The sequence below is a fragment of the Hydrogenophaga taeniospiralis CCUG 15921 genome (assembly GCF_001592305.1).
GTDB classification, from domain to species: Bacteria; Pseudomonadota; Gammaproteobacteria; order Burkholderiales; family Burkholderiaceae_C; genus Hydrogenophaga; species Hydrogenophaga taeniospiralis.
In genome coordinates this window covers 416,226-441,873 of record NZ_BCWR01000001.1, presented here as the reverse complement: position 1 = coordinate 441,873, position 25,648 = coordinate 416,226, and the positions used below count along the sequence as shown (strand labels likewise).

Genomic DNA, 25,648 nt, shown 5'->3' with positions numbered 1-25,648 from the left:
CCTGCCGGTGTGCAAGGCCGCAGGTTACAGCGGCCGGAGCACGATCCGGAACGAGCCGAAGAAGCGCCAACCCAGGGCCAGCGCGGAACCGGCTTTGCCGGGCCGCTGCTGGCGCCCCCCTGGAGGGGGGTGACGGTGGAGCCGGCGCGGGGGGGGCTCCAGATCAATGCCGGAGGTCGAGCGTGAACGGGAACTCGCGGCTCGGCGTGGCCGGGGCCACGTTCATCTTGCCCGGGGTATGGCCCATCTGGAAGAAGCGCGACAGGCGCCGGCTTTCCGCCTCGTAGGCGTTGATCGGGAAGGTGTCGTAGTTGCGGCCACCGGGGTGGGCCACGTGGTACTGGCAGCCGCCCAGCGAGCGCTGCATCCAGGTGTCCACGATGTCGAAGGTGAGTGGCGCGTGCGCGGGGATCGACGGGTGCAGGGTCGACGGCGGGCTCCAGGCCTTGTAGCGCACGCCCGAGACGAACTCGCCCACGGTGCCGGTGCTTTGCAGGGGAATGGCGCGGCCGTTGCAGGTGATGACGTAACGGCTGTCGTTGTAGCCGGAGACGCGCACCTCGATGCGTTCCAGCGACGAGTCGACGTAGCGCACGGTGCCCCCGGGCGCACCTTCTTCGCCCATCACGTGCCAGGGCTCCAGCGCGCTGCGCAGCGTGAGTTCGATGCCGCGCGCCGAGATCTCGCCGACCAGCGGGAAGCGGAACTCGAAGTGCGGTTCGAACCAGGCCATGTCCAGCGGGTAGCCGAACTCGGCCAGATCGGCCAGCACGTCTTCGAAGTCCATGCGGATAAAGGTGGGCAGCAGGAAGCGGTCGTGCAGTTCGGTGCCCCAGCGCGTGAGCTTGTGGGCGAAGGGCTGTTGCCAGAAACGCGAGACCAGGGCACGCAGCAGCAGTTGCTGGGCAATGCTCATGCGGGCGTGCGGCGGCATCTCGAACGCACGCAGCTCCAGCAGGCCCAGGCGGCCGGTTGGCGAGTCGGGTGAGAAGAGCTTGTCGATGCAGAACTCGCTGCGGTGCGTGTTGCCGGTGACGTCGATCAGGATGTTGCGCAGCGTTCTATCGACCAGCCAGGGCGGCATGTCCTGTCCATAGCTCTGGCGGTTCTTCTCGATCTCCTGCAGCGCGATCTCCAACTCGTAGAGCTGATCGTTGCGGGCTTCGTCCACACGCGGGGCCTGGCTGGTCGGGCCGATGAAGAGGCCGCTGAACAGGTAGGACAGCGAAGGGTGGTTGTGCCAGTAGGCGACCAGGCTGCCCAGCAGCTCGGGGCGGCGCAGGAAGGGCGAGTCGGCCGGTGTGGCGCCGCCGAGCACGAAATGGTTGCCGCCGCCGGTGCCGGTGTGGCGGCCGTCGGTCATGAACTTCTCGGCGCACAGACGCGTTTCAAACGCTGCGTCGTACAGGAACTCGGTGCGCTCGACCAGTTCGTCCCAGTTGCTGCTGGGGTGGATGTTGACCTCGATCACGCCGGGGTCAGGCGTGACCTGCAGCATCTTCAAGCGCGGGTCGCGCGGTGGTGGGTAGCCTTCGAGCACGATGGTCATGCCCAGCATCTCGGCCGTGGACTCCACGGCGGCCAGCAGGTCCAGGTAGTCTTCGAGCCGTTGCATCGGTGGCATGAACACATAGAGGTGCTGGTTCTTGCCGCCGTGGGCCTTCTCGGCCTTGGGGCCGTTCGCGCGGTGTGGGTCGCGCGCCTCGACGCAGAGCGCGGTGCGCGTGAGCCAGGCGGCGGATTCCCCGCGCTGCGGGAGCCTGGACGACAGCGCCTGGGCGGGTGTGGCGCCCGGGCCCGGTTGGCCAGCGCGCAGGCCGTCGATGGCCGATCCCTCGGTTCCGAAGCTGGTGCCCTGCAGCGACACCGTGCCGCCTTCGGCAAAGCCGCCGCCCACCTGGTGCGGCGAGAGCTGGTGCGTCACGGTGGCGCCCTTGGGCAGTGGGTCGCGCGGGGTGTGCGGGTCCTGCTCGATGTGGTACGGGTAGTCGGCGGCCGAGACCCAGGGCAATGAATCGAGCGGCAGGCGGTAGCCCATGGGCGAATCGCCGGGCACGAGGTACATGCGCTCGTCGCGGAAGAACCAGGGGCCGGTGGACCACACCGTGCCCGAGACGCGGTGGTAGCCGTCGCCCTTGCCGTTGCTCGCCAGCGGGCCGTGGCCGTTGGCCATCAGCGGCAGCACGTAGCCCACCGTGGCTTCCAGCCCCTGCGTGAACACGCGGCGCAGGCGCGCGCGTTCCAGCTCGTCGTCGAGCTTGGCGTCGAACGGGTCCACGTTCACCGGCAGGCGGCGTTCGCGCCAGAGGTAGTACCAGGTGTCCTCGTAGCCGGGGGTGATGTATTGCGTGGACAGGCCGAGCTGGCGCGCCAGCGCCTGCGTGAAGCGGCGCGCGTCTTCGCTGTCGTATTTCGCGGCGTCGCGTTCGTCGGCCAGCAGGGCGGGGTTGTTCCAGCAGGGCTCGCCGTCGGCACGCCAGAACACCGAGAGCGCCCAGCGTGGCAACTGTTCGCCCGGGTACCACTTGCCCTGGCCCATGTGCACGAAGCCGCCCGCGCCATAGCGCTCGCGCAGTCGGCCCAGCAGCTCGGTGGCGTACCCGCGTTTGGTCGGGCCAAGGGCGTCGGTGTTCCACTCGGCGGCATCGCGGTCGGCCGTGGCCACATAGGTCGGCTCGCCACCCATGGTCAGGCGCACATCGTGTTTTTCCAGGTCGGCGTCCACCTTCTTGCCCAGCGCCACCACACCGGCCCACTGCTCTTCGGTGTAGGGCTTGGTCACGCGCGGCGATTCGTGGACGCGCGTCACGCTCATGTGGTGCTCGAACTCCACCTCGCACTTGTCCATCGCACCTTCCACCGGCGCGGCGCTCGAGGGCTGCGGCGTGCAGGCCAGCGGGATGTGGCCCTCACCGGCGAGCAGGCCCGAGGTCGGGTCCAGGCCGATCCAGCCGGCGCCGGGCAGGAACACCTCGCACCAGGCGTGCAGGTCGGTGAAGTCCTTTTCGGGGCCGCTGGGGCCGTCGATGGCTTTCACGTCCGGGGTCAGCTGGATCAGGTAGCCCGAGACGAAGCGCGCGGCCAGGCCCAGGTGGCGCAGCATCTGCACCAGCAGCCAGCCGGTGTCGCGGCAGGAACCGCTTTTGAGCTTGAGCGTTTCTTCGGGCGTCTGCACGCCCGGCTCCATGCGGATGGTGTACGAGATGTCGCGCTGGAGCATCTGGTTGATGTCCACCAGGAAGTCGATGGTGCGGCGCTTCTTCACGTCCACCCGGGCCAGGTAGGCCTTGAGTGCTTCGGTCAGCGGCGCCGTGGCCAAGTAGGGCGCGAGCTCCTGCTGTTGCGAGGCGTCGTAGCTGAAGGGGAATTCCTCGGCGCGTGGCTCCAGGAAAAAGTCGAACGGGTTGTGCACCGCCATTTCCACCACCAGGTCGATCGTGACCTTGAACTCGGTGGTGGGCTCGGGGAACACCAGGCGGGCCTGGTAGTTGGCGAACGGGTCCTGCTGCCAGTTGATGAAGTGGCCCGCCGGTTCGATCTTCTGCGAGTACGACAGCACCTTGGTGCGGCTGTGCGGCGCCGGGCGCAGACGCACCACCTGGGGACCGAGTTTGACCAGGCGGTCGTACCGATAATGGGTGATGTGGCTCAGGGCAACATGAATGGCCATGCTGGTGTCTTTCAACAGGGGAGTGACAAAACAATGGATTCGCAGGCCAGGCTTTGGCACGCGCGGCTCGCAGGCATGCTAGCAAGTCTTGAGCCAAACGGTGATGACAACCCTGCCGCCCACACCGGTCCGGAGTGTGGCCCATGAGCTTGCGGCGCAGCGCCCAGGTGTACTTGCCGGCCGGTGTGCTGGGTGTGGCCCTGCAACTGCAGCAGGCCGGGTTGTGGCCCTGGAGCGTCTACTTGGGCGCGCTGTGCGCGGGTCTGTTGCTGGTGGGCTGGCTGGTGTGGCGCTTGTTGTCCGGGCGCGCCGCGCTCGGTCGCGGGCGGGTCGGCGCGGCGCTGGGCCTGGGGGTGGTGATCACTGCGGGCATGCTGACCGGCTTTGGCCTGACCGGCGTGCGCGCGGCCCACTTCGCGGCCGGGGCGCTGCAGCCGGGCCTGCAGGGCCTGGACATCGAGGTGACCGGCCGTGTGGCCTCGCTGCCGCAGCGCACGGTGATGGGTGAGCACTTCGAGCTGGTGGTAGAGACGGCCATGCGCCACGGACACCCGGTGCCACTGCCCGGCCTGCTGCAACTGAGCTGGTTCCACGGCGCCAGGCCCGACGAGGCGCCTGCGGCGGCCGAACGCCCCGGCCCCAGTGTGTTCGCTGGCGAGCGCTGGCGCTTCACGGTGCGCCTGCGCAGCCCGCACGGCAACGCCAACCCCCACGGCTTTGACCGCGAACGCTGGCTGTGGGAGCAGGGCGTGGGCGCCACCGGCTATGTGCGCGCTGGCCCGCGCGACCCGCGGCCCCAGCGGCTGGGCAGCACCCACTGGCACCCGGTGGAGGCCGCGCGCCAGTGGGTCAGCGAACGCATCGCGCAGCGCGTGGACGATGGGCGCAGTGCCGGCGTGCTCGCCGCGCTGGTGGTGGGTGAGCAGAGTGCCATTGAGCGCGCCGACTGGGACCTGTACCGCAGCACCGGGGTGGCCCATCTGATGAGCATCTCTGGCCTGCACGTGACCATGTTCGCCTGGCTGGCCACGGCACTCATCGGGGGCCTGTGGCGGCGGCTGGCCGGGGTCTGGCCGCGCGCGCTGCTGGCCGTGCCCACGCCACTGGCGGCGGGCCTGGGCGGGGTGGCGCTGGCGGCGGCCTACGCCCTGTTCTCTGGCTGGGGCGTGCCCTCGCAGCGCACCGTGATCATGCTGGCCGTGGTGGTCGGCCTGCGGCTCTCGGGCCGGCACTGGCCCTGGCCATCGGTGTGGCTGCTGGCCATGGCGGCGGTGCTGCTGCTCGACCCCTGGGCTTTGCTGCAAGCGGGCTTCTGGCTCAGCTTCGTGGCGGTGGGCATCCTGTTCGCCACCGACCCGAGCCGGCGCACTGCCCACGATGCTTCCGAGGATGGGGCGCGCCCGCGGCGTGCCCTGCGCGCGGGCGGGGCTCTGCTGCGCGAGCAGGCGGTGGTGACGGTGGCGCTCGCGCCCTTGTCGCTGCTGCTGTTTGGCCAGTTCTCGGTGGTGGGGCTGCTGGCCAACCTGCTGGCCATTCCCTGGGTCACGCTGGTGGTCACGCCCCTGGCGATGCTGGGCGTGGCCCTGCCGCCGTTGTGGGACGCGGCGGCGCTGGCGGTGCAATGGCTGGGGGTGGGGCTGCAGTGGCTGGCCCAGTGGCCCTGGGCCTCGATCCACCGCGCCATACCGCCCGCGCCGCTGGCGCTCGCGGCCGTGCTGGGCGGCGCCCTGCTGGTGCTGCGCCTGCCCTGGGCGCTGCGCGGTGCGGGCCTGCTGCTGGTGTGGCCCGCGCTGCTGTGGACGCCCGCGCGCCCGGCGCCGGGCCAGTTCGAGCTGCTGGCGCTCGACGTGGGGCAGGGCAGCGCCGTGCTGGTGCGCACTGCGGGCCACAGCCTGCTCTACGACACCGGGCCGCGCTACAGCCCTGAGAGCGACGCCGGGCAGCGCGTCGTCGTGCCGCTGCTGCGCGCCCTGGGCGAGCGGCTCGATGCGGTGGTGGTGAGCCACCGCGACAGCGACCATGCCGGCGGCTCGGTGGCGGTGCAGACGGCGTGGCCGCAGGCGCGCTGGCTCTCGTCCTTTGACCGTGACCCGCAGCGGCGCTGTCTGGCGGGCCAGCGCTGGCACTGGGACGGTGTGGACTTCGAGCTGCTGCACCCCACGCCCGAGCACTACGCGCCCGATGGCAGCGGGCGGCTGTCGAGCAACGCCATGTCGTGCGTGCTGCGGGTGAGCGGCGCGGGCCAGAGCGCCTGGCTCAGCGGCGACCTGGACGCCGAACGCGAAACCCGCCTGGCAATGGCCCGCCCGGAGCTGCGTGCCAGCGTGCTGCTGGCGCCGCACCACGGCAGCCGCACCTCGTCCAGCCCGGTGCTGCTCAACACCCTGCGGCCCCGCTGGGTGCTGGTGCAGTCCGGTTACCGCAACCGCTTTGACCACCCGGCCGCCACCGTGCTGGAGCGTTACCGACAGCGCGGCATCCGCTGGGTGACCTCGCCCGACTGCGGGGCCGCGCGCTGGCACAGCGCCGAACCCGACATGGTGCATTGCCACCGCGAGGAACAGCGCCGCTACTGGCACCACCGCCCGATGCCCGACGCACCGTTGCCCGCCGTGGACGAGGGTGCCATTGCGCCGGGATCGGGTGGTGCCGATTGAATTCGTTCGACATTCAGGGGCTGAAGAGGCTCTGTGGGGTTAACCACAGGGCACTTCCTGGCCCAGTCCTTGCTATGCTGTGGTGAGGAGAAAAATGCCCATGAGCCGACCGATGTTTGACGAAATGAACGCCTCGCCCAGCGAGGTACGGGCCCACTATCAGAACTATGCCCGCTGGCTGGCGCAGCAACCCGAGGAGGTGATGGCGGCCCGGCGCGAAGAGGCCGAAATGATCTTCCGGCGCGTCGGCATCACCTTCGCCGTCTACGGTGCCAAGGACGAAGACGGCTCTGGCACCGAGCGGTTGATCCCTTTCGATCTGATTCCGCGCATCATCCCCGCCCACGAGTGGAAGAGCATGGAAGAAGGCCTGGTGCAGCGCGTGAACGCGCTCAACCGCTTCATCCACGACGTCTACCACGACCAGGAAATCATCAAGGCCGGCCTCATCCCGTCCGACCAGATCTTCCAGAACGCGCAGTTCCGCCCCGAGATGATGGGCGTGGACGTGCCCGGCAACGTGTACTCGCACATCTCGGGTGTGGACATCGTGCGCGCGCCCAACGCCGATGGCGTGGGCGAGTACTACGTGCTCGAAGACAACCTGCGTGTGCCCAGCGGCGTGAGCTACATGCTGGAAGACCGCAAGATGATGATGCGGCTGTTCCCCGAACTCTTCGGCCAGAACCGCGTGGCCCCGGTGGCCCACTACCCCGACCTGCTGCTCGAAACCCTGCGCGCGGTCAGCCCGGCCACCACGGCCGAGCCCACCGTGGTGGTGCTCACGCCGGGCATGTACAACAGCGCCTATTTCGAACACGCCTTCCTGGCCCAGCAGATGGGCGTGGAACTGGTCGAAGGGCAGGACCTGTTCGTGAAGGACAACTTCGTCTACATGCGCACCACGCGTGGCCCCAAGCGTGTGGACGTGATCTACCGCCGCGTGGACGACGACTTCCTCGACCCGCTGGTGTTCCGCCCCACCTCCACCCTGGGCTGCGCCGGCCTGCTGGGTGTGTACCGCAGCGGCAACGTGGCGATCTGCAACGCCGTGGGCACCGGCGTGGCCGACGACAAGTCGATCTACCCCTACGTGCCCAAGATGATCGAGTTCTACTTGGGCCAGAAGCCGATCCTGAACAACGTGCCCACCTTCATGGGCCGCAACCCCGAAGACCTGAAATACATGCTCGCCCACATGGAGGAGCTGGTGGTCAAGGAGGTGCACGGTGCCGGCGGCTACGGCATGCTGGTGGGGCCGGCCTCCACCAAGGCCGAGGTCGAGGAATTCCGCGCTGTGGTGAAGGCCAAGCCCGATGGCTACATCGCCCAGCCTACGCTGAGCCTGTCCACCTGCCCCACGTATGTGCAGAGTGGCGTGGCGCCTCGCCACATCGACCTGCGACCCTTCGTGCTCAGCGGCAAGGAGGTGCAGATGGTGCCCGGTGGCCTGACCCGCGTGGCGCTGAAAGAAGGCTCGCTCGTCGTCAACTCGTCACAGGGTGGCGGTACAAAAGACACCTGGATTCTGGAGGACTGACCATGCTTTCCCGCACCGCCGATCACCTCTTCTGGATGTCCCGCTACACCGAGCGCGCCGAGAACACCGCGCGCATGCTTGATGTGAACTACCAGACCTCGCTGTTGCCCCAGTCCGCCGCCGTGGCCCAGGTGGGCTGGGAAGGCCTGCTGGTCATCAGCGAGCTGATGCCCGCCTACACGGAAAAATACGGCAGCACCATCACCCCGCGCAACGTGCTCGACTTTATGGTGCGCGACGAGAAGAACCCGTCGAGCATCGTGTCCTGCCTCAAGGCGGCACGCGAAAACGCCCGGGCCGTGCGCGGTGCGCTCACCACCGAACTGTGGGAAACGCAGAACGCCACCTGGCTCAAGCTGGCGAGTTACCTCAAGACCAAGGACTTCGAGCGCGACCCCGGCGCGTTCTTCGAATGGGTCAAGCACCGCTCTCACCTTTCGCGCGGCGTGGCCGTGGGCACCATGCTGCAGGACGAAGCTTTTCACTTCTACCGCATGGGCTCCTTTCTGGAACGGGCCGACAACACGGCGCGCCTGCTTGACGTGAAGTTCCACGCGGTGCAGAGCGACTTCTTCGGTGCCGCCAGCGAACAGGATCAGGAGTACGACTTCTACCACTGGAGCGCGATCCTGCGCTCGGTCTCCGGCTTCGAGGTCTACCGCAAGGTCTACCGCGACGTGATCACGCCCGAGCGCGTGGCCGAACTGCTGATCCTGCGGCCCGACATGCCGCGCAGCCTGGCCGCCAGCATGAACGAAGTCGTCAACAACCTGGCCGTGGTGGCCAATGAGATGTCCGGCGAGACCCAGCGACGCGCCGGTAAGCTCAAGGCAGACCTGCAGTACGCCCGCATCGACGAGATCCTCTCCACCGGCCTGCATGCCTTCCTGACGCAGTTCCTGGACCGCGTGAACGAACTCGGCGGTCGCATCAGCCGGGACTTCCTCGTACCCGCGGTGCACTGAGGACCTGAGCCCCCACGCCCTGGACGCGACCGCTTCCAGGGCTGGCTACCGCCCCTCCACCAGCGCCTGCACGGCCTGCCCCAGCTCAATCACCGCGAGCGCGTAGTAGCTGCTCCAGTTGTAGCGCGTCACCACGTAGAAGTTCTCGGTGCCGGCCAGGTAGCTCGGTGGGGCGCCGCCGTTGGCCGGGTCGCCGTTCTGCAGCTCGATCAGGGCGAGCTTGCCGTTGTGCTGCAGGGCCGGGCCTTCGAGCATGGCGCCCTGGGCGCTGAAGTGCTCCGGGCTGAAGGTGGGCAGGATGTCGGGCGCGAGCAAGGCATCCAGATCCAGCGTGGCGGGGTCGAACGCCACCGGGTAGTGGGTGGGCAGGCCGGGCTGCCAGCCGAAGTGCGTGAAGTAGTTGGCCACCGAGCCGATCACGTCAGCCGGGCTGTTGATGAGGTCGATCCGGCTGTCGCCGTCGAAGTCGATGGCGTACTTGTTCCAGCTGCTGGGCATGAACTGGGGCCAGCCCATGGCGCCGGCGTAGCTGCCGCGCAGGGCCAGCGGGTCCTGGCCGGTGCGCTGGGTCAGGCTGAGGTATTGCTCGAGCTCGCTGCGGAAGAACTCGGCGCGTGCGGCCGCGCGGGGGTGGCTGGCGGGGAAGTCGAAGGCGAGCGTGGTGAGCGTGTCCATCACACGGAAGTTGCCGGTGTACCGCCCGTACAGGGATTCCACGCCAAGCACACCCACGATCAGGCTCGCGGGCACGCCGAACTCGCGCTCGGCGCGTTCCAGCGCCTCGCGGTGGGTCTGCCAGAACTGCAGACCGGCCTGGAGACGCACCGGCTCGATGAAGCGGGCGCGGTAGGCCGCCCAGTTCTTGGCCGTGCCGGTGGGGGCGGGCTGTGTCAGCCGGATCACAGCGGGCAAGCGCTGGGCCGCGCCGATCTGCTGCCTTACCCAGGCCGGGTCCAGGTTGCGGCGGCTGGCCAGGTCGTCGGCGAAGGCCATGGCGGCCTCGTGCTGGTCGTAGGTGAAGGGGGGCGGCGGGCTGGTGGCGCCGTTGTCGCCGTTCTGGGCCAGGGCGGTGCCGCTCTGCAGGCACAGCGCCACGAGCAGTGCGGATGCGGTGGATGCCACGCGCCGCGCGGGGGAAGACAGTCGAAAGAGGATGGTCAATGGAGGGGTTTCCGGGGCCAGGTGAGTTGCTGGAATTCGCGTCGCAGCGCCGCCAGCGTGAGCGTGCTGTGGCGGCTGTAGCGCTGCGCTTCGAGGCGCAGCAGCCATTGTGCGAGGCGGTTGCTGAATTCATTGGGGCCAAAATGCCGCTGCACCTGGGCGGCCAGTTCGCGTGGCGGCAGGTGATCGCCACTGTCCAGGCCCAGCTGTCGCAGCCGTTTGCGGCTGCGCTGCAGCAGGCGCAGCCAGGGGTCGTGCTGCTGGCGTTCCCAGAGCGTCCAGGCCGCGCCGAGCAGGCTCACGCCCACCACCACGCCGATCAGCACATAGGCCAGGTCGGTCCAGCTGGGCGAAGAAAAGCCCAGCTTCTTCAGCAGATCGAGCTGCTGGCCCTGGGTGTAGTTCAGCACCCACTGGTTCCAGCGGTTGTTCACCGCTTCCCACACCGCGCGCAACTGGGCCGTGAGCGTGGGGCTGAGGTTGCGGAAAGCGCCGGCGACCGCACCCTCGGGCGCGCGCAGGCGCTCGAACGAGCCGATGCGGCCCGGCGACACCGCCGAGGTCGGGTCCACACGCACCCAGCCTCGGCCCTGCAACCAGACCTCGGCCCAGGCGTGGGCGTCGCGCTGGCGCACCGTCCAGTAGCCGTCCACCCCGTTGAGCTCACCGCCCTGGTAGCCGGTGACGATGCGCGCGGGAATGTCCATCGCGCGCATCAGAATCACGAAGCTGCTGGCGATGTGTTCACAGAAACCCTCGCGCTTGTCGAACCAGAACTCGTCGGCCGTGTGCTGGCCGTACACGCCGGGGTCGAGGGTGTAGGTGTAGCCGCCAGTGCGCAGGCGTTCCATCACCGCGTCGATCAGTGCCGCGTTGGACTGTGGCCCGCTGCCGTGCTCGCGGCGCAGTGCCAGCGCCAGCGCCAGCGTGCGTGGGTTGTAGCCGCCCGGCAGTTCGATGTGGTCCTGCAGGCCCACCACGGGGGCGAGCGGGCCGTGGCGGAAGTTCACGTAGCTCTCGGCCCGGTAGCGCACCAGGGCGTCCATGGGCCGCAGGGTGATCCATTGCAGATCACTGTTCATGCGCGCGCGCGTGCCCGGCACCTCGGGCACTTGCGTGGCGGCTTCCAGCACGAACAGCCAGGGCCGGCGGTTCGGCTCCATGGTGACTTCGTAGCGCACTGGTGGGCCCGAGACGTTGAGGTCGGTCGGCAGCGCCATCGAGGTCGGAAAGCCCGAGCGCAGCGAGCGCCATTCGATGCCGTCGAAGTCGCTGAGCACCGGGCCACGGAAATACAGCTGGCCCTGGGGCGGCGGCGCATCGTCGAACCGGATGCGCAGCGCGATGCCCTCGTCCAGCACCAGCTCGGCGACCTGGCCCACCCGCATGCTGCCCGACAGGCCGCTGCGGCCGGTCTCGTCCTCGCCGGGCATGCCCCACAGCGGCGACAGCCGGGGGAACAGCAGGAACAGCACCAGCATGATGGGCGCGCCCATGGCCGCCATGCCCGCAGCGATGCGGGCTGCCTGGGCCAGGGACGGACGGCCCACCGGCATGTGGGCGTTGACCAGCGCGGTCAGCAGGCCCAGCAGCGCGATCAGGATGCCGGCGGCGGTGAGCAGCGACTGCGAATAGAAGAAATGCGTGAGCAGGGTGAAGAAGGCCAGGAAGAACACCACGAAGGCGTCGCGCCGTGCGCGCAGCTCCAGCGTCTTGAGCGCCAGCAGCACGACGATGAGCGTGACGCCGGCATCGCGCCCCAAAAGCGTGCGGTGGGTCCACCAAGTGGCCAACACGGTGAGCGCCAGCAAGCCCATGCGCCAGGCCCAGCCCGGCAACGGCAGGCCACGCAGCGCCAAAGTGGTGCGCCAGGCCAGCACGCCTGCGGTGAGCGCCGTGCACCACCACGGGATCTGGCCGATCTGCATCATCGCGACCCAGGCGATCACGGCCAGCAGGAACAGCGTGTCGCGCGTGTCCCGGGGCAGGGACGAGGCCGGGCCAACTGGGGAAGTCGCGAAGCGGGGCAGCAGATGTTTCATGTCAGTGGCTTCTCCGCGCCAGGGGCGAGGCTCGGCGCACGAAACGGTCCAGCCCAGGGCACCGCCGGCCCGCAGTGCCCGATCCGGGAAGCCGGCGGAACCGGCTTTGCCGGGCCGCATCGGCTTGCCCCCTTGAGGGGGTAGCGCGAAGCGCTGCGGGGGTGTGTCATACCAACGCCAGCGCCTCCAGGCAGCGGGCACGGTGGCCCGGGCCCTGGTCGGGGGGGAGTTCGTGGCCGGGCAGCCGAAGACCGTAGTCGAGCCCCAGGCCCTCGGCCATGAGCACCCAGGCCGTCAAGCGCGAAAGGCGGGCCTCGGTGTCGGACGCGCCCGCGTGGGCAAAGTCGAGCCAGAGCTGCTGGCGCTGGGTGGACAGGGCGTCGCGGCTGACCAGATCGTCGCGCCCGCCGGCGAAGGCCTGGGCCGCCTTTTTCCACACCACCGCCTTGAGCGGATCGCCGCGCCGGTACGCGCGCACGCCGTCGAACTCGCCCGTGCTCTGCACCCGCGCGGCGCCCGAGCTGCCGGCGAGCGGCTCACCCGGGGGCAGCGGTGGTGGATGCGCTTCGGGCGCGGGGTAGACCAGCGCCTGCGCCGCCGGGCGCCAGACCGTCCAGACGCGGAAGGTGCCGAGCGGAAACAGCGTGAGCGCGGTCAGTGGGGGCAGGCGGTGCAGCCCGCGAGCGGGGGGCGCCCAGGCCACCTGCAGCGGCGCGCTGCCCTGCGCGGGCACGTCGGTCCAGGCCAGCTGGGCGTCGGCGGGGCCGGCGATGCGCTCGCCCAGCACCCCCAGGCCAATGCCGTAGCGCGGCCGGCGCCGCTCGCTGGACAACCGGATGTCCAGCGCCACGGCCTGGCCGGCGTGTACCGGCGCGGGAGGGGACAGGTGCAGGGTGAGGCCGCGCAGGTTGGCGTGGCACACGTACACGCCCACCACTGCGCAGCCCGCCAGCAGGAAGGTGAGCAGGTAACCCAGGTTGAGCTGGTAGTTGATGCTCGCGACCAGCAGCAGAAGCAGGGTGAGGGCCAGCATCCAGCCCGGCCGGGTCGGCAGGATGTAGACGTTGCGCTGGGTCAGGACCAGGGTGTCGGTCAGCGGCAGCCGGCTGTGCCACCAGCGCTGCAGCCGCCCACGCAAAGCCCGCAGCGGGTGGCGCCAGCCGGCGCGCACAGGAGTGACGCCTGAAGCGGCAGCGGGAGGGTGCTGGGTGGCGGAGCTCATGTCAGTTCAAAACGGAAGAACCCGCCACTAAGCCGGAGCGAAGTGCCCCAACCCAGAAACGCCGCGGAACTGGCTCCGCCGCGCCACTCAAATTGGGCGCTTGGGGAAACGCCAAAAAACAGTCACCAAGCCGGAGCGAAGTGCCCGAACCCAGAAACACCGCGGAACCGGCTCCGCCGGGCCGCAGGTGTTGCCCCCTTGAGGGGGTGGCGCGCAGCGCCGCGGGGGTGGTCCACATCATGGAAGCGGCGTCGCTTCCAGCATCGCGCGTACCTGTTCCACCGCGCCGCGCCCGGCGCTGCTCACGGGGATCAGCCGGTGCGCCACGGTCTGGGGCAGGATGGAGGCGATGTCATCAGGCGCCACGTAGTCGCGCCCGCTCAGGTAGGCCTGGGCCTTGGCCGAGCGCACCACGGCGAGCGCGGCGCGGGGCGAGAGCCCTTGGGCGAACCAGCGCCCGGAGCGCGTGGCGGCCACCAGGTCCTGCAGGTATTCCAGCACCGGTTCGGCGGTGTGCACCTCGGCCACGGCCTGTTGCAGCCGGGCCAGGTCGGCCGGGGTCAGCACCGGCTGCAGGTGTTCGAGCATGTCGCGCCGATCGGCGCCACGCAGCAACTCGCGTTCGGCGGCGCGGTCGGGGTAGCCCAGCGAGAGCCGCATGTGGAAACGGTCGAGTTGCGACTCGGGCAGCGCGTAGGTGCCCAGTTGGTCGTGCGGGTTCTGCGTGGCAATCACGAAGAAGGGGTGCGGCAGGGCGCGCGTCTCGCCCTCCACCGTGACCTGCTTTTCTTCCATGGCTTCGAGCAGGGCGCTCTGGGTCTTGGGGCTGGCGCGGTTGATCTCGTCGGCCAGCAGCACCTGGGCGAACACCGGGCCGGGGTGGAACACGAAACTCTCGCGTCCGCGCTCGTAGATGGACACGCCCACCAGGTCGCTGGGCATCAGGTCGGCGGTGAACTGCACGCGTGAAAACTGCAGTCCGAAAGACTTGGAAAGCGCGTGCGCCAGGGTGGTTTTCCCCACGCCCGGCACGTCTTCGATGAGCAGGTGTCCACCCGCGAGAAGACAGGCCACGCAGTCGGAAACCTGGGCCGATTTGCCCACGATCACCGTGTTAAGCTGAACCAGAAGTTGGTGTATTTTTGTGTCGGCGTGCATGCCGCGAACCATACCGTAAAACCACCATGAGTCAGGCCACCGGCTTTTTCACACACAAGAATTGTTGGAGACACGAGATGGGCAACGGGCATCCCGAATGCCCGCAGCGGCTCGACGCGATCGAGGACCGCCTGCTCATCACCGGGCTCGACCACGCACTGGAGCGCCGCGAGGCCACGCCCGCCTCGATGGCCGACCTGGAGCTGGCCCATGGGCGCATGCACCTGGCGTCGCTGCGTGGCCTCTCCGACGGGCTGCGCGACGAGATCGCCGCCGGCGGCCCGACGCACGCGCAGGTCGACCCCGACACCTCCATCAACATCCATTCCTGGGACGCGATCCTGGTGGCCGCCGGCGCCGCCATCGACGCCACCGACGCGGTGCTCGCCGGCGAGCTGCTCAACGCCTTCTGTGCCGTGCGCCCGCCCGGCCACCACGCCACGCGCAACCAGGCCATGGGTTTCTGTTTCGTCAACAACGTGGCGGTGGCCGCCAAGTACGCGCTGGAGCGCCATGGCTTGAAACGCGTGGCCATCGTCGATTTCGACGTGCACCACGGCAACGGCACCGAGGACATCGTGGCCGGCGACGAGCGCATCCTCATGTGCAGCTTCTACCAGCACCCGTTCTACCCGGTGTGCGAACACTCCAGCGCCAGCAATCTGGTGAACCTGCCGGTGCCGGCCTACACCAAGGGCATGGAGATTCGCGAACTGATCGACACCATGTGGCTGCCGCGGCTGGACGCGCACCAACCCGAGCTGATCTTCATCAGCGCCGGTTTTGACGCGCATCGCGAAGACGACATGGGCCAGCTCGGTCTGGTGGAGCAGGATTACGCCTGGATCACGCAGCGCATCAAGGAGGTGGCGCAGCGTCATGCCAAGGGCCGTATCGTGAGCTGCCTCGAAGGCGGCTACGACCTGAGCGCGCTGGCGCGCAGCGTGGAAGCCCATTTGCGGGTGCTGGCCGATGTCTGACCGCACCACCCCGACCCCCGCACCCGCCACCGGCGCCGAGCTCCTGCTGCTGCAGGCCCGCGATCCGCGCGGCGTGTACACCCTCACGCTGAACGCGCCGCGCAGCTTCAACGTGCTGTCCGAGGCCATGATGACCGCGATGCAGGCGGCGCTGGACGCGGTGGCGGCCGACCCGCAGGCGCGCGTGGTGGTGATCGCCGCCAACGGCCGCGCCTTCTGCGCCGGACACGACCTGAAGGAAATGAAGGCGAAGCCCGACCTGGCGTACTACCAGACGCTGTTCGCGCAATGCTCGAAACTGATGATGAGCATCCGCAAGCTGGAGCTGCCGGTGATCGCGCGGGTGCAGGGCCTGGCCACGGCCGCGGGTTGCCAGCTGGTGGCGCAGTGCGATCTGGCGGTGGCGGTCCACGAGGCCAGCTTTGGCGTGAACGGTATCGACGTCGGGCTGTTCTGTGCCACGCCCAGCGTGGCCCTGTCTCGCAACATGCTGCCCAAGCAGGCGATGGAAATGCTGCTCACCGGCGATTTCATTTCGGCCGAGGAAGCGAAAATCCGGGGTCTGGTGAACCGTGTGGTGGCCGCCGACGCGCTCGACGCGGAACTGGCCTCGCTGGTGGATCGCCTCGTGGCCAAACCGCGCGAAGCCATCGCCATGGGCAAGGCGCTGTTCTACCGCCAGCTGGAGACCGGCATGGAGTCGGCCTACCAGTTGGCCGGCCAGACCATGGCCTGCAACATGGCCCACGATGTGGCCCAGGAAGGCGTGCAGGCCTTCATCGACAAACGCGCGCCGAGCTGGCGCGCCTGACCCTTTCCCCTTGTTTCTTGCCCATGTCCATTCCCGTTTCCGCCACGCCCAAGCCCATCGACGACTTCGATCTCTGGATCGCCGGTTTCACCCAGCCCACTGTGCTGGTCGAGCTCGGCGCCCTGGCTCTGTGCATCGCCGTGGCCAGTGGCCTCACTTGGCTGTTGCGCCGCTCGCTGGTCGTGCAGGACGAAAAAACCTCTGTGCTGTTTGGCCGGCATCTGGTGGATGGGGTGATGTTTCCCCTGCTGCTGCTCACGCTGGGCTACATCGCGCGCGCATTGCTCACCCAGACCGTGCCGCTGGCGGTGTTCAAGGTGGCCATTCCGGTGCTGGTCTCGCTGGTGGTGATCCGGGTGGGTGTGAAGGTGCTGCAGGTTGCTTTTGCCACCGCCCCCTGGGTGAAGGTGCTGGAGCGCACGATCTCCTGGCTGGCCTGGCTGGCCATGGTCCTGTGGGTCAGCGGCCTGCTGCCGGTGGTGCTCAACGAGCTGGACCAGATCACCTGGAAGATCGGTGCCTCCACCATCAGCCTGCGCACCATGATCGAAGGCGCGCTTACCGCCGGCGCGGTGCTGATCCTTTCGCTGTGGGTGTCCTCCGCTATCGAGCGGCGGTTGTTGCGCAAGGCGGTCGGCGGTGATCTGTCGCTGCGCAAGGCGGTGAGCAATGCCACGCGCGCGCTGCTCATGTTCCTGGGACTCATCCTGGCCCTGTCGGCGGTGGGCATCGACCTCACGGCGCTCTCGGTGCTGGGGGGGGCCATCGGCGTGGGCATCGGCTTTGGCCTGCAGAAACTCGCGGCCAACTACGTCAGCGGCTTCGTGATCCTGGCCGAGCGCAGCATGCGCATCGGCGACAACGTCAAGGTGGATGGTTTCGAAGGGCGCATCACCGACATCAACGCGCGCTACACCGTGATCCGTGCGACCACGGGCCGCGAGTCCATCGTGCCCAACGAGATCCTGATCACCAACCGGGTGGAGAACCTGTCCCTGGCCGACGGCCGCCTGTGGCAGTCGACGGTGGTGTCTGTGGCCTACGACAGCGATGTGGAACTGGTCTCCCGCCTGCTGATGGAGTCCGCCATGGCCCACCAGCGCGTGCTGATCGAGCCAGCGCCTTCGGTGGCACTGTCGGCCTTTGGCGCCGACGGGCTGGAGTTCACGCTGGGCTACTGGATCGCCGACCCCGAAAACGGCACGCTCAACATCCGTTCGCTGATCAACCGCAGCGTGCTGCAGGCACTTCGGGCCCATCGCATCGAGATTCCGTACCCGCAGCGCGTGCTGCACATCCATCCGCGGGCTGCGGCGGATGTGGCACCAAGTCTGCCCGCTAGCGACTCATGAAGCCGGGCAACCAGAGCGCGATCATGGGGAACGCGATCAGGATGCCCAGCCGCACCACGTCGGCCATCACGAAGGGCCACACGCCTCGGTAGATGTTGCCCAGTTTCACCTTGGGCAGCAGCGAGTTGATGACGAACAGGTTCAGCCCCACCGGCGGCGAGATCATGCCGATCTCCACGATGGTCACGATCAGGATGCCGAACCAGATCGGGTCGAAGCCCAGGCCGATGATCACCGGGAAGAACACCGGAATGGTCAGCAGCACGATGGCCAGTTCCTCCATCACCATGCCCAGCGCCAGGTAGATGCCCATCATCATCACCACCACCATGATGGGGTGCGGGCTGAACTGCAGCACGAAGTCGCGCAGGTCGCCGGGCATGGAGGTGAAGTTGATGAAGTTGGTGAAGATCATCGCCGCGATCAGGATGGTGAACAGCATCGCGGTGGTGCGGGAACTCTCCACCAGGATGTCCATCAGTACCCGCGGCGTGAGCGAGCCGCGCAGCAAGGCGAACAGGAAGGCGCCGCCCGCGCCCACGCCTGCGCCCTCGGTGGCGGTGAACACGCCACCATAGATGCCACCGATCACCAGGGCGAACAGCAGCGCCACGCCCCAGATGCCGCGGATGGCGGCCAGTCGCTGGCCCCAGGTGAACCGCTCGGCCGGCGGGCCGGCCGAGCGGTCGCGCCAGGTGACGAAGACCACGCCCAGGCACAGGCAGACGATGGCCACGATGCCAGGCAGGATGCCGGCGATGAACAGCTTGCCGATGTCGGTCTCGGTGATGATCCCGTAGATCACCAGGATGGTGGACGGGGGGATCAGGATGCCCAGCGTGCCGCCGGCCGCGATGGCGCCGGTGGCCAGCGTGTCCTTGTAGCCGTGCGCCTTCATCTCGGGAAACGCCACGCGCGTCATGGTGGCCGCGGTGGCGATGGACGAACCGCAGATCGAACCGAAACCGCCCGACGCGATGATGCTGGCCATGGCCAGACCGCCGCGACGGTGGCCCACGAAGGCGTTGGCCGCGGTGAACAGTTCCTTGGCCATGCCGGCGCGGGCCACGAAATTGCCCATCAGGACGAACAGGGGAATGACCGAGAGCACGTAGTGAAAGCCGGTCTCGAAGATCACTTGGCTGGTGCTGGCGAAGGCCGGCTGCCAGCCCCGCAGCAGACCCATGCCGACAATGCCGGCGATCGCCATGGCCACCGCTAGCGGGATGCGCAGAAAGGCCATCGCGAAGACGGCCAGAAACCCGAGGACCGCTTCCGTCATGGCGCGGCTCTTTCGCCCGCTACCGGTGCCATGTGGTGCGAAGGGGTGGGGGCCGCGACGAACACGAACAGCAAGTGCACCAGCGCGGTGAGCAGCAGAAAGCCCGCCATCATCCAGGCCACCGGGGCGATCGATAGTTGCAGGTGCACGGTGGTGTCGCCGTATTCGGCGAAGCGCTCGGCGCGCATCACCATCAGCCGGGCGAGAAAGCCGAACACCGCCGCGCTGACCAGGTTGACGATGCGGGTCTGGATGTTGCGCAGCCAGTCGGGCGTGAAGGCGTCGAGCGAATCGAAGACCACGTGTTCACCGCGCCACGACACCAGGGGCAGCGCGCCGAAGATCACGATCACCATCAGGATCTCGGTGAGTTCGAGGCCGCCGGGCACCGAGTGGCTGAAGAACTTGCGGCCGGTCACGTCCACCACCGTGAGCCACATGATGGAGAACAGCGCCATGGCGGCCATCAGACCTGACGACCAGCGCAGCGCGCGTTCCAGCGTCTTGAGCATGTTGTGAGCTTTCAGAACAGAAAGAAGGCCGATGGCGCGGTGGCCTGCGCGGCCACGCCATCGGCCCACTGTAGCGAGCCTGGAGGGTTTGCGGGGAGCGTCGCGTTATTTCACCTTGGCGATTTCGGCACGGAACTCGGCCAGCACGCCCTTGGGGTTCTTCAGCCCCTTGACCTGGGCCGCGGCGGCCCACTTGGTTTCCAGGTAGTCCTGCTTGTCCATGACCGCCTTCACGAAGGCCTTGTCGGCGGCAATACGGGCCACACCCATGGATTTCTGCATGTCGCGGCTGGCCGCGTCCACCTTGTCCCAGCCTTCGCCGAACATGCGCGCGGCGACTTCGCCCGAGAGCTTGTCCACCACGGCCTTGTCCTGCGGCGACAGGCCCTTGTACTTGCCCTCGTTCATCATGAACACGAAGCTGGTGTTGTACAGGCCGCCGGGGAAGGTGGTGGCGTGTTTGACCATGCTGAGCTTGAACGAAGCCACGGATTCATCGGGGAAAAACGTGCCGTCCATCACGCCGGTGGAGAGCAGCTCGAAAGACTCGGGCGCGGGCTTGAGCGTGGTGTTCCAGCCCATGGCCTTGGAGAGTTCGTTGATGTTGCCGCCCCCGATGCGGAACTTCAGACCGGCCGCGTCGGCGGCCGAGGTCACCGGCTTCTTGCTGTTGAAGATGATGCCCGGGCCGTGCGTGAACACCGCCAGCGCCTTCACCCCGCGGTGTTCCCCCAGCGGCGCGAAGTACTTGCTGTAGATGCGCTGGTAGGCCACCGAGGTCGCCACCGAGCTGTCGCCCAGGAAGGGAAACTCGGCCACCTGCGTGTTGATGAAGCGGCCCGGCGTGTAGCCGTCCACGGTGTAGGAGATGTCGGCCAGACCATCGCGCACCGCATCGAACGTACCGGGAGGCGCGGCCACGCTCTTGGGCAGGATGTTGCATTTCATGCGGCCCGCGCTTTCCTTCTCCAGCATGTCGCACCAGTTCTTCTGCACCGTGCTCAGGGTGTGCGTGGGAGGCAGCCAGCTGGAGACGGTGAACACGGTCTGGGCAGACGCGAGTCCGCTGCCCAGCACCGTGGTGGACAGGGCGGCGGCGAACAGGTGGCGAAGTTTCATGCGGAGGTCTCCAGTGATCATCGGGGGGGCGGTGGAACAGGCGTTCGGGGTGTCCATGGATGGGTCCGATTCAATATAGGCGAAGACCCCATCGGGCCAACTCCAGACTTACCCGAATTAGCCGACCGTATGGTTGGTTAATGCCGTGCGAAGCCACCGTTTCGAACCTGCGAAGGTAAAAGGGCTTTGTGTCGCGCTATCGTTCCCCTATAATCCTGAAAAAGCACGATCGTTCGTTTTTTCGACTGCCACATCGGCGGCACCCATGGGCGGCTTCAACCCGTTCCTTCCTCGCCCCCACAAGGGGTCGGCATACAATCCCGGGAATTGACGTGCACGTCAATTCGGACCCTGTTTTCACAACCATCTGGAGCAACCCAACATGAAGGTCATCGTCCCCGTCAAACGCGTGGTGGATTACAACGTCAAGGTGCGCGTCAAGAGCGACGGCACGGGCGTGGACATCGCCAACGTCAAGATGAGCATGAACCCGTTTGACGAGATCGCGGTGGAAGAAGCCGTGCGCCTGAAAGAAAAGGGCGTGGTCACCGAAGTCATCGCTGTCTCCTGCGGCGTGACCCAATGCCAGGAGACCCTGCGCACGGCCATGGCCATCGGCGCCGACCGCGCCATCCTGGTGGAAACCGCCGAAGAACTGCAGCCGCTGGCAGTGGCCAAGCTGCTCAAGGCCCTGATGGACAAGGAACAGCCCGGTCTCGTGATCCTGGGCAAACAGGCCATTGACGACGACTGCAACCAGACCGGCCAGATGCTCGCCGCGCTGGCCGACCTGCCGCAAGGCACCTTCGCCAACAAGGTCGAGGTGGTGGACGGCAAGGTGAATGTGACCCGCGAAGTCGATGGCGGCCTGGAGACCCTGAGCCTGTCCCTGCCGGCCATCGTCACCACCGACCTGCGCCTGAACGAGCCGCGCTACGTGACGCTGCCCAACATCATGAAGGCCAAGAAGAAGCAGATGGACATCGTCAAGCCCGAAGACCTCGGTGTGGACGTGAGCTCGCGCATCAAGACCTTGAAGGTCAGTGAGCCGCCCAAGCGCGGTGCGGGCATCAAGGTGCCGGATGTGGCGACCTTGGTCGAGAAGTTGAAGAACGAGGCGAAAGTCATCTGAGCCCAAAGCCCACCAGAACACAGGAACACAGAACATGACCGCACTCGTCATTGCCGAACACGACAACGCCACCATCAAGGGCGCCACGCTCAACACCGTCGCAGCCGCCGCCCAGTGCGGGGGTGAGGTGCACGTGCTGATCGCCGGCCACAACGCCGGGGCAGCCGCCGCCGCAGCCGCCCAGATCGCCGGCGTGTCCAAAGTCATCCACGCCGACGCCGAATACCTGGCGCACGGCTTGGCCGAGAACATGGCCGCCCAGGTGCTGGCCATCGCCGGCAGCTACAGCCACATCCTGTTCCCCGCCACCGCCAGTGGCAAGAACATCGCCCCGCGCGTGGCCGCCAAGCTCGACGTGGGCCAGATCAGCGACATCACCAAGGTGATCGCCGCCGACACCTTCGAGCGCCCGATCTACGCCGGCAACGCCATCGCCACCGTGCAGAGCGCCGACGCCACCAAGGTCATCACCGTGCGCACCACCGGTTTCGACCCGGCCGCTGCCACCGGTGGATCGGCTGCCGTGGAAACCCAGGCCGCGCAAGCCGACAGCGGCAAGAGCACCTTCCTGGGCAGCGAAATCGCCAAGAGCGACCGCCCCGAACTGACCGCCGCCAAGATCATCGTCAGCGGTGGCCGCGCGCTGGGCAGCGCCGAGAAGTTCAACGAAGTCATGACCCCGCTGGCCGACAAGCTGGGCGCCGCCCTGGGCGCCAGCCGCGCCGCGGTGGATGCGGGTTACGCGCCGAACGACTGGCAGGTCGGCCAGACCGGCAAGATCGTCGCGCCACAGCTGTACGTGGCCTGCGGCATCTCGGGTGCGATCCAGCACCTGGCCGGCATGAAGGATTCCAAGGTGATCGTGGCGATCAACAAGGACCCCGAAGCCCCGATCTTCTCGGTGGCCGACTACGGCCTGGAGGCCGATCTGTTCGAGGCCGTGCCTGAGCTGATCAAGGCGCTGTAAGCCTGAACCGACTTCCACGCTGTCGTCGAGGCAGCAACTTCACAAGAGCGACAACGCCATCCAGCAGCAGCCGCGGAACCGGCTTAGCCGGGCCGCAGGCTGCGCCCCCTTGAGGGGGTGACGCGCAGCGGCGCGGGGGTGGATCTGATTTCTGGAGACCCCATGAGCTACACCGCACCCCTCAAAGACATGCTGTTCAACATTCAGCACCTGGCCCGCATCGACCAAGTGGCGCAGCTGCCCGGTTTTGAAGACGCCGGGCTGGAAACGGCGCAAGCCGTGCTGGAGGAGTGCGCCAAGCTCAACGAAGGTGTGATCGCGCCGCTGAACTTCGAGGGCGACAAGAATCCGTCGTTCTTCAAGGACGGCCAGGTCACCACCACGCCTGGGTTCAAGGACGCCTTCCGGCAGTACGCCGAAGGCGGCTGGCAAGGCCTGCAGCACCCGGTGGACTTCGGCGGCCAGGGCCTGCCCAAGACCATCGGCTCGGCCTGCACCGAGATGCTCAACAGCGCCAACATGAGCTTCGCGCTGTGCCCGCTGCTGACCGACGGCGCCATCGAAGCGCTGATCACCGCCGGCAGCGACGAGCTCAAAGCCATCTATCTGGAAAAGCTGGTCAGCGGCGAGTGGACCGGCACCATGAACCTGACCGAGCCGCAGGCCGGCAGCGATCTGGCCGCCGTGCGCAGCCGCGCCGAGCCGCAGCCCGACGGCAGCTACAAGGTGTTCGGCACCAAGATCTTCATCACCTACGGTGAGCACGACATGGCACAGAACATCGTGCACCTCGTGCTGGCCCGCGTGACGGGCGCGCCCGAAGGCGTGAAAGGCATCAGCCTGTTCGTGGTGCCGAAGTTCATGGTGAACGCCGACGGCTCGCTGGGTGCTCGCAACGACGTGCATTGCGTGAGCATCGAACACAAGATGGGCATCAAAGCTTCGCCCACCGCCGTGCTGCAGTATGGCGACCATGGTGGCGCCGTGGGTTACCTCGTGGGCCAGGAAAACCGTGGCCTCGAATACATGTTCATCATGATGAACGCCGCGCGTTACGCCGTGGGCGTGCAGGGCATCGCGATTGCCGAGCGGGCCTACCAGAAGGCCGTGGGTTACGCGAAAGACCGCGTGCAGAGCCGCCCGGTCGACGGCTCGCTCAGTGCCGCCGCGCCCATCATCCACCACCCCGACGTGAAGCGCATGCTCATGACCATGCGCGCCAGCACCGAAGGCTGCCGCGCCATGGCCAGCGTGGCCGCGGCTGCCTACGACGCGGCGCACCACCACCCGGACGCCGGCACCCGCAAGGACAACGCCGCCTTCTACGAATACCTGGTGCCGCTGGTCAAGGGCTACAGCACCGAGATGAGCCTGGAAGTGACCTCGCTGGGCGTGCAGGTGCACGGCGGCATGGGCTTCATCGAAGAAACCGGTGCCGCGCAGTACTACCGCGACGCCAAGATCCTCACCATCTACGAAGGCACGACCGCGATCCAGGCCAACGACCTCGTGGGTCGCAAGACGGCGCGCGATGGTGGCACGGTGGCCAAAGCCATCGCTGCACAGATTGAAAAGACCGAGGCCGAGCTGATGCAGCGCGGCAGCGCGAACGCGCTGGCCGTGGCCAAGCGCCTCACGGCCGCGCGTCAGGCCTTTGTGGACGTGGTCGAGTTCATCGCCGCCAACACCCGCAGCAACCCCAACGCCGCCTTCGCCGGCAGCGTGCCCTACCTGATGCTCGCGGGCAACGTGGTGGCGGGCTGGCAGCTGGCGCGCGCGCTGCTGGTGGCCGAAGACCAGCTGGCCGCCGGCACCGACGCGGCGTTCATGCAGGCCAAGATCACCACCGCGCGCTTCTACGCCGACCACATCCTGAGCCGTGCACCGGGCCTGCGCGACAGCATCTGCGAAGGTGCCGACGCGGTCACGGCCATGGCCATCGACGCCTTTTGAAACCGCTGACCCTGTTGCTGCGGCGACAGGGTGCCCACGCTGGCTGACCCAGAATCCAGCCAGTTTATTGATTGACCACGGAGACACCATGACCACCCGCCAACGCTACCTGCCCCCGGTGCTGAAGAACATCAAGTTCCCGGTGATCGGCTCGCCGCTGTTCATCATCAGCAACCCCAAGCTCGTCATCGCCCAGTGCAAGGCCGGCGTGGTGGGTTCCATGCCCGCGCTCAACGCGCGCCCCGCTGCGCAGCTGGAAGACTGGCTGGCCGAAATCACCGAGGCCCTGGCCGCGCACGACGCCGCCAACCCGGACAACAAGGCCGCACCCTTTGCCATCAACCAGATCGTGCACAAGAGCAACGACCGGCTGGAGCACGACATGGGCCTGTGCGCCAAGTACAAGGTGCCGATCATCATCACCAGCCTGGGCGCGCGCGAAGACGTGAACCAGGCCGTGCACAGCTGGGGCGGCGTGGTGCTGCACGACGTGATCAACAACGTGTTCGCGCACAAGGCGATTGAGAAGGGCGCCGACGGCCTGATTCCCGTGGCGGCCGGTGCCGGCGGCCACGCCAGCGTGAAGAGCCCGTTTGCCATGGTGCAGGAGATCCGCGACTGGTTCGACGGCCCGGTGGCGCTGTCGGGCTCCATCGCCTCGGGCGGCGCGATCCTGGCCGCGCAGGCCATGGGCGCCGACTTCGCCTACATCGGTTCGGCCTTCATCGCCACCGATGAAGCGCGCGCCGTGGACGGCTACAAGCAGATGATCACCGAGAGCAACTCGGACGACATCGTCTACAGCAACTTCTACACCGGCATCCACGGCAACTACTTGAAGGGCAGCATCCGCAACGCCGGCATGGACCCGGACCACCTGCCCGAGAGCGACCCGAGCAAGATGAACTTCTCCACCGGCGAAGGCGCCAACGCGGCCAAGGCCTGGAAAGACATCTGGGGTTGCGGCCAGGGCATTGGCGCGATCCGCGAGGTGATGCCGGCGGCCGATCTGGTGGCGCGCTTCAAGCGCGAATACGCCGAGGCCAAGGCGCGCATCTGCATGGGTTGAACCCGTTGCGGCACTGACAAACAAAAAAACCGGCCTCGGCCGGTTTTTTTGTGCGC

The 25,648-nt window shown here is 67.6% G+C and carries 18 protein-coding genes; 10 read left to right on the top strand and 8 right to left on the bottom strand.

Annotated elements, in window-relative coordinates; all coding sequences use genetic code 11:
• Positions 1 to 163: 163 nt before the first annotated feature.
• The gene (locus tag HTA01S_RS02015) at positions 164 to 3,670 is read right to left on the bottom strand and encodes a transglutaminase family protein (RefSeq protein WP_068166878.1); all 3,507 of its coding nucleotides are present in this window, start codon (positions 3,668 to 3,670) and stop codon (positions 164 to 166) included.
• A gap of 143 nt (positions 3,671 to 3,813) precedes the next feature.
• Here HTA01S_RS02015 and HTA01S_RS02010 point away from each other — a divergent pair, with 143 nt between their 5' ends.
• From HTA01S_RS02010 to HTA01S_RS02000, 3 genes are all read left to right on the top strand, one after another.
• Complete coding sequence (locus HTA01S_RS02010; protein WP_084235772.1) at positions 3,814 to 6,327, top strand: DNA internalization-related competence protein ComEC/Rec2; 2,514 nt, start codon at positions 3,814 to 3,816, stop codon at positions 6,325 to 6,327.
• A gap of 100 nt (positions 6,328 to 6,427) precedes the next feature.
• Positions 6,428 to 7,867 (top strand): circularly permuted type 2 ATP-grasp protein, encoded by a 1,440-nt coding sequence (locus HTA01S_RS02005; protein WP_157571930.1) that lies wholly within the window; start codon positions 6,428 to 6,430, stop codon positions 7,865 to 7,867.
• Positions 7,868 to 7,869: 2 nt separating this feature from the next.
• A complete protein-coding gene (locus HTA01S_RS02000) occupies positions 7,870 to 8,832 on the top strand; it encodes an alpha-E domain-containing protein (RefSeq protein WP_068166876.1) in 963 nt (320 codons plus the stop codon).
• Positions 8,833 to 8,877: 45 nt separating this feature from the next.
• On the opposite strand, the gene mltB is transcribed toward HTA01S_RS02000, so the two are convergent.
• The 4 genes from mltB to HTA01S_RS01980 all read right to left on the bottom strand — a co-directional run bounded on the left by mltB (position 8,878) and on the right by HTA01S_RS01980 (position 14,415).
• Positions 8,878 to 9,987, bottom strand: a complete 1,110-nt coding sequence (gene mltB / locus HTA01S_RS01995; protein WP_245637981.1) for a lytic murein transglycosylase B — start codon at positions 9,985 to 9,987, stop codon at positions 8,878 to 8,880.
• Between the two features lie 2 nt (positions 9,988 to 9,989).
• The gene (locus HTA01S_RS01990; protein WP_068166875.1) at positions 9,990 to 12,035 is read right to left on the bottom strand and encodes a transglutaminase family protein; all 2,046 of its coding nucleotides are present in this window, start codon (positions 12,033 to 12,035) and stop codon (positions 9,990 to 9,992) included.
• A 166-nt stretch (positions 12,036 to 12,201) separates the two neighbouring features.
• A complete protein-coding gene (locus HTA01S_RS01985) occupies positions 12,202 to 13,257 on the bottom strand; it encodes a DUF58 domain-containing protein (protein ID WP_068166874.1) in 1,056 nt (351 codons plus the stop codon).
• Between the two features lie 237 nt (positions 13,258 to 13,494).
• Positions 13,495 to 14,415, bottom strand: a complete 921-nt coding sequence (locus tag HTA01S_RS01980; protein WP_068167120.1) for an AAA family ATPase — start codon at positions 14,413 to 14,415, stop codon at positions 13,495 to 13,497.
• Positions 14,416 to 14,441: 26 nt separating this feature from the next.
• Here HTA01S_RS01980 and HTA01S_RS01975 point away from each other — a divergent pair, with 26 nt between their 5' ends.
• Genes HTA01S_RS01975 through HTA01S_RS01965 form a run of 3 tightly spaced genes read left to right on the top strand, consistent with a single transcriptional unit; the run spans position 14,442 to position 17,558 of the window.
• The gene (locus HTA01S_RS01975; protein ID WP_068166873.1) at positions 14,442 to 15,395 is read left to right on the top strand and encodes a histone deacetylase family protein; all 954 of its coding nucleotides are present in this window, start codon (positions 14,442 to 14,444) and stop codon (positions 15,393 to 15,395) included.
• Positions 15,388 to 16,206, top strand: a complete 819-nt coding sequence (locus HTA01S_RS01970; protein WP_068166872.1) for an enoyl-CoA hydratase — start codon at positions 15,388 to 15,390, stop codon at positions 16,204 to 16,206. The genes HTA01S_RS01975 and HTA01S_RS01970 overlap by 8 nt, the downstream gene beginning before the upstream one ends.
• Positions 16,207 to 16,229: 23 nt before the next feature.
• Positions 16,230 to 17,558: a mechanosensitive ion channel family protein gene (locus tag HTA01S_RS01965; RefSeq protein WP_068166871.1), complete on the top strand. Its 1,329-nt coding sequence runs from the start codon at positions 16,230 to 16,232 to the stop codon at positions 17,556 to 17,558.
• Here the strand turns inward: HTA01S_RS01965 and HTA01S_RS01960 are convergent.
• The 3 genes from HTA01S_RS01960 to HTA01S_RS01950 all read right to left on the bottom strand — a co-directional run bounded on the left by HTA01S_RS01960 (position 17,545) and on the right by HTA01S_RS01950 (position 20,471).
• Complete coding sequence (locus HTA01S_RS01960) at positions 17,545 to 18,840, bottom strand: TRAP transporter large permease (protein WP_068166870.1); 1,296 nt, start codon at positions 18,838 to 18,840, stop codon at positions 17,545 to 17,547. The two genes, HTA01S_RS01965 and HTA01S_RS01960, sit on opposite strands and share 14 nt — an antisense overlap.
• Positions 18,837 to 19,352: a TRAP transporter small permease gene (locus tag HTA01S_RS01955; protein ID WP_084235770.1), complete on the bottom strand. Its 516-nt coding sequence runs from the start codon at positions 19,350 to 19,352 to the stop codon at positions 18,837 to 18,839. Before HTA01S_RS01955 ends, HTA01S_RS01960 begins: the two co-directional genes overlap by 4 nt.
• A 105-nt stretch (positions 19,353 to 19,457) precedes the next feature.
• On the bottom strand, positions 19,458 to 20,471 hold the full coding sequence (locus tag HTA01S_RS01950) for a TRAP transporter substrate-binding protein (RefSeq protein ID WP_068166869.1): 1,014 nt from the start codon (positions 20,469 to 20,471) through the stop codon (positions 19,458 to 19,460).
• A 382-nt stretch (positions 20,472 to 20,853) separates the two neighbouring features.
• Between HTA01S_RS01950 and HTA01S_RS01945 the strand changes: the two genes are divergently transcribed.
• From HTA01S_RS01945 to HTA01S_RS01930, 4 genes are all read left to right on the top strand, one after another.
• Entirely contained in the window at positions 20,854 to 21,603 is a 750-nt protein-coding gene (locus tag HTA01S_RS01945; RefSeq protein WP_068166868.1) for an electron transfer flavoprotein subunit beta/FixA family protein, read from the top strand.
• 34 nt (positions 21,604 to 21,637) lie between these two features.
• The gene (locus HTA01S_RS01940) at positions 21,638 to 22,570 is read left to right on the top strand and encodes an electron transfer flavoprotein subunit alpha/FixB family protein (RefSeq protein WP_068166867.1); all 933 of its coding nucleotides are present in this window, start codon (positions 21,638 to 21,640) and stop codon (positions 22,568 to 22,570) included.
• 162 nt (positions 22,571 to 22,732) lie between these two features.
• Complete coding sequence (locus HTA01S_RS01935) at positions 22,733 to 24,523, top strand: acyl-CoA dehydrogenase (protein ID WP_068166866.1); 1,791 nt, start codon at positions 22,733 to 22,735, stop codon at positions 24,521 to 24,523.
• An 88-nt stretch (positions 24,524 to 24,611) separates the two neighbouring features.
• The gene (locus HTA01S_RS01930) at positions 24,612 to 25,592 is read left to right on the top strand and encodes an NAD(P)H-dependent flavin oxidoreductase (protein WP_068166865.1); all 981 of its coding nucleotides are present in this window, start codon (positions 24,612 to 24,614) and stop codon (positions 25,590 to 25,592) included.
• Positions 25,593 to 25,648 lie beyond the last annotated feature (56 nt).

Bases quoted from the DNA above. Each gene is read 5' to 3' on its own strand.
- HTA01S_RS02015 (WP_068166878.1), bottom strand. From the start codon at position 3,670: ATGGCCATTCATGTTGCCCTGAGCCACATCACCCATTATCGGTACGAC.
- HTA01S_RS02010 (WP_084235772.1), top strand. From the start codon at position 3,814: ATGAGCTTGCGGCGCAGCGCCCAGGTGTACTTGCCGGCCGGTGTGCTG.
- HTA01S_RS02005 (WP_157571930.1), top strand. From the start codon at position 6,428: ATGAGCCGACCGATGTTTGACGAAATGAACGCCTCGCCCAGCGAGGTA.
- HTA01S_RS02000 (WP_068166876.1), top strand. From the start codon at position 7,870: ATGCTTTCCCGCACCGCCGATCACCTCTTCTGGATGTCCCGCTACACC.
- HTA01S_RS01990 (WP_068166875.1), bottom strand. From the start codon at position 12,035: ATGAAACATCTGCTGCCCCGCTTCGCGACTTCCCCAGTTGGCCCGGCC.
- HTA01S_RS01985 (WP_068166874.1), bottom strand. From the start codon at position 13,257: ATGAGCTCCGCCACCCAGCACCCTCCCGCTGCCGCTTCAGGCGTCACT.
- HTA01S_RS01980 (WP_068167120.1), bottom strand. From the start codon at position 14,415: ATGCACGCCGACACAAAAATACACCAACTTCTGGTTCAGCTTAACACG.
- HTA01S_RS01975 (WP_068166873.1), top strand. From the start codon at position 14,442: ATGAGTCAGGCCACCGGCTTTTTCACACACAAGAATTGTTGGAGACAC.
- HTA01S_RS01970 (WP_068166872.1), top strand. From the start codon at position 15,388: ATGTCTGACCGCACCACCCCGACCCCCGCACCCGCCACCGGCGCCGAG.
- HTA01S_RS01965 (WP_068166871.1), top strand. From the start codon at position 16,230: ATGTCCATTCCCGTTTCCGCCACGCCCAAGCCCATCGACGACTTCGAT.
- HTA01S_RS01960 (WP_068166870.1), bottom strand. From the start codon at position 18,840: ATGACGGAAGCGGTCCTCGGGTTTCTGGCCGTCTTCGCGATGGCCTTT.
- HTA01S_RS01955 (WP_084235770.1), bottom strand. From the start codon at position 19,352: ATGCTCAAGACGCTGGAACGCGCGCTGCGCTGGTCGTCAGGTCTGATG.
- HTA01S_RS01950 (WP_068166869.1), bottom strand. From the start codon at position 20,471: ATGAAACTTCGCCACCTGTTCGCCGCCGCCCTGTCCACCACGGTGCTG.
- HTA01S_RS01945 (WP_068166868.1), top strand. From the start codon at position 20,854: ATGAAGGTCATCGTCCCCGTCAAACGCGTGGTGGATTACAACGTCAAG.
- HTA01S_RS01940 (WP_068166867.1), top strand. From the start codon at position 21,638: ATGACCGCACTCGTCATTGCCGAACACGACAACGCCACCATCAAGGGC.
- HTA01S_RS01935 (WP_068166866.1), top strand. From the start codon at position 22,733: ATGAGCTACACCGCACCCCTCAAAGACATGCTGTTCAACATTCAGCAC.
- HTA01S_RS01930 (WP_068166865.1), top strand. From the start codon at position 24,612: ATGACCACCCGCCAACGCTACCTGCCCCCGGTGCTGAAGAACATCAAG.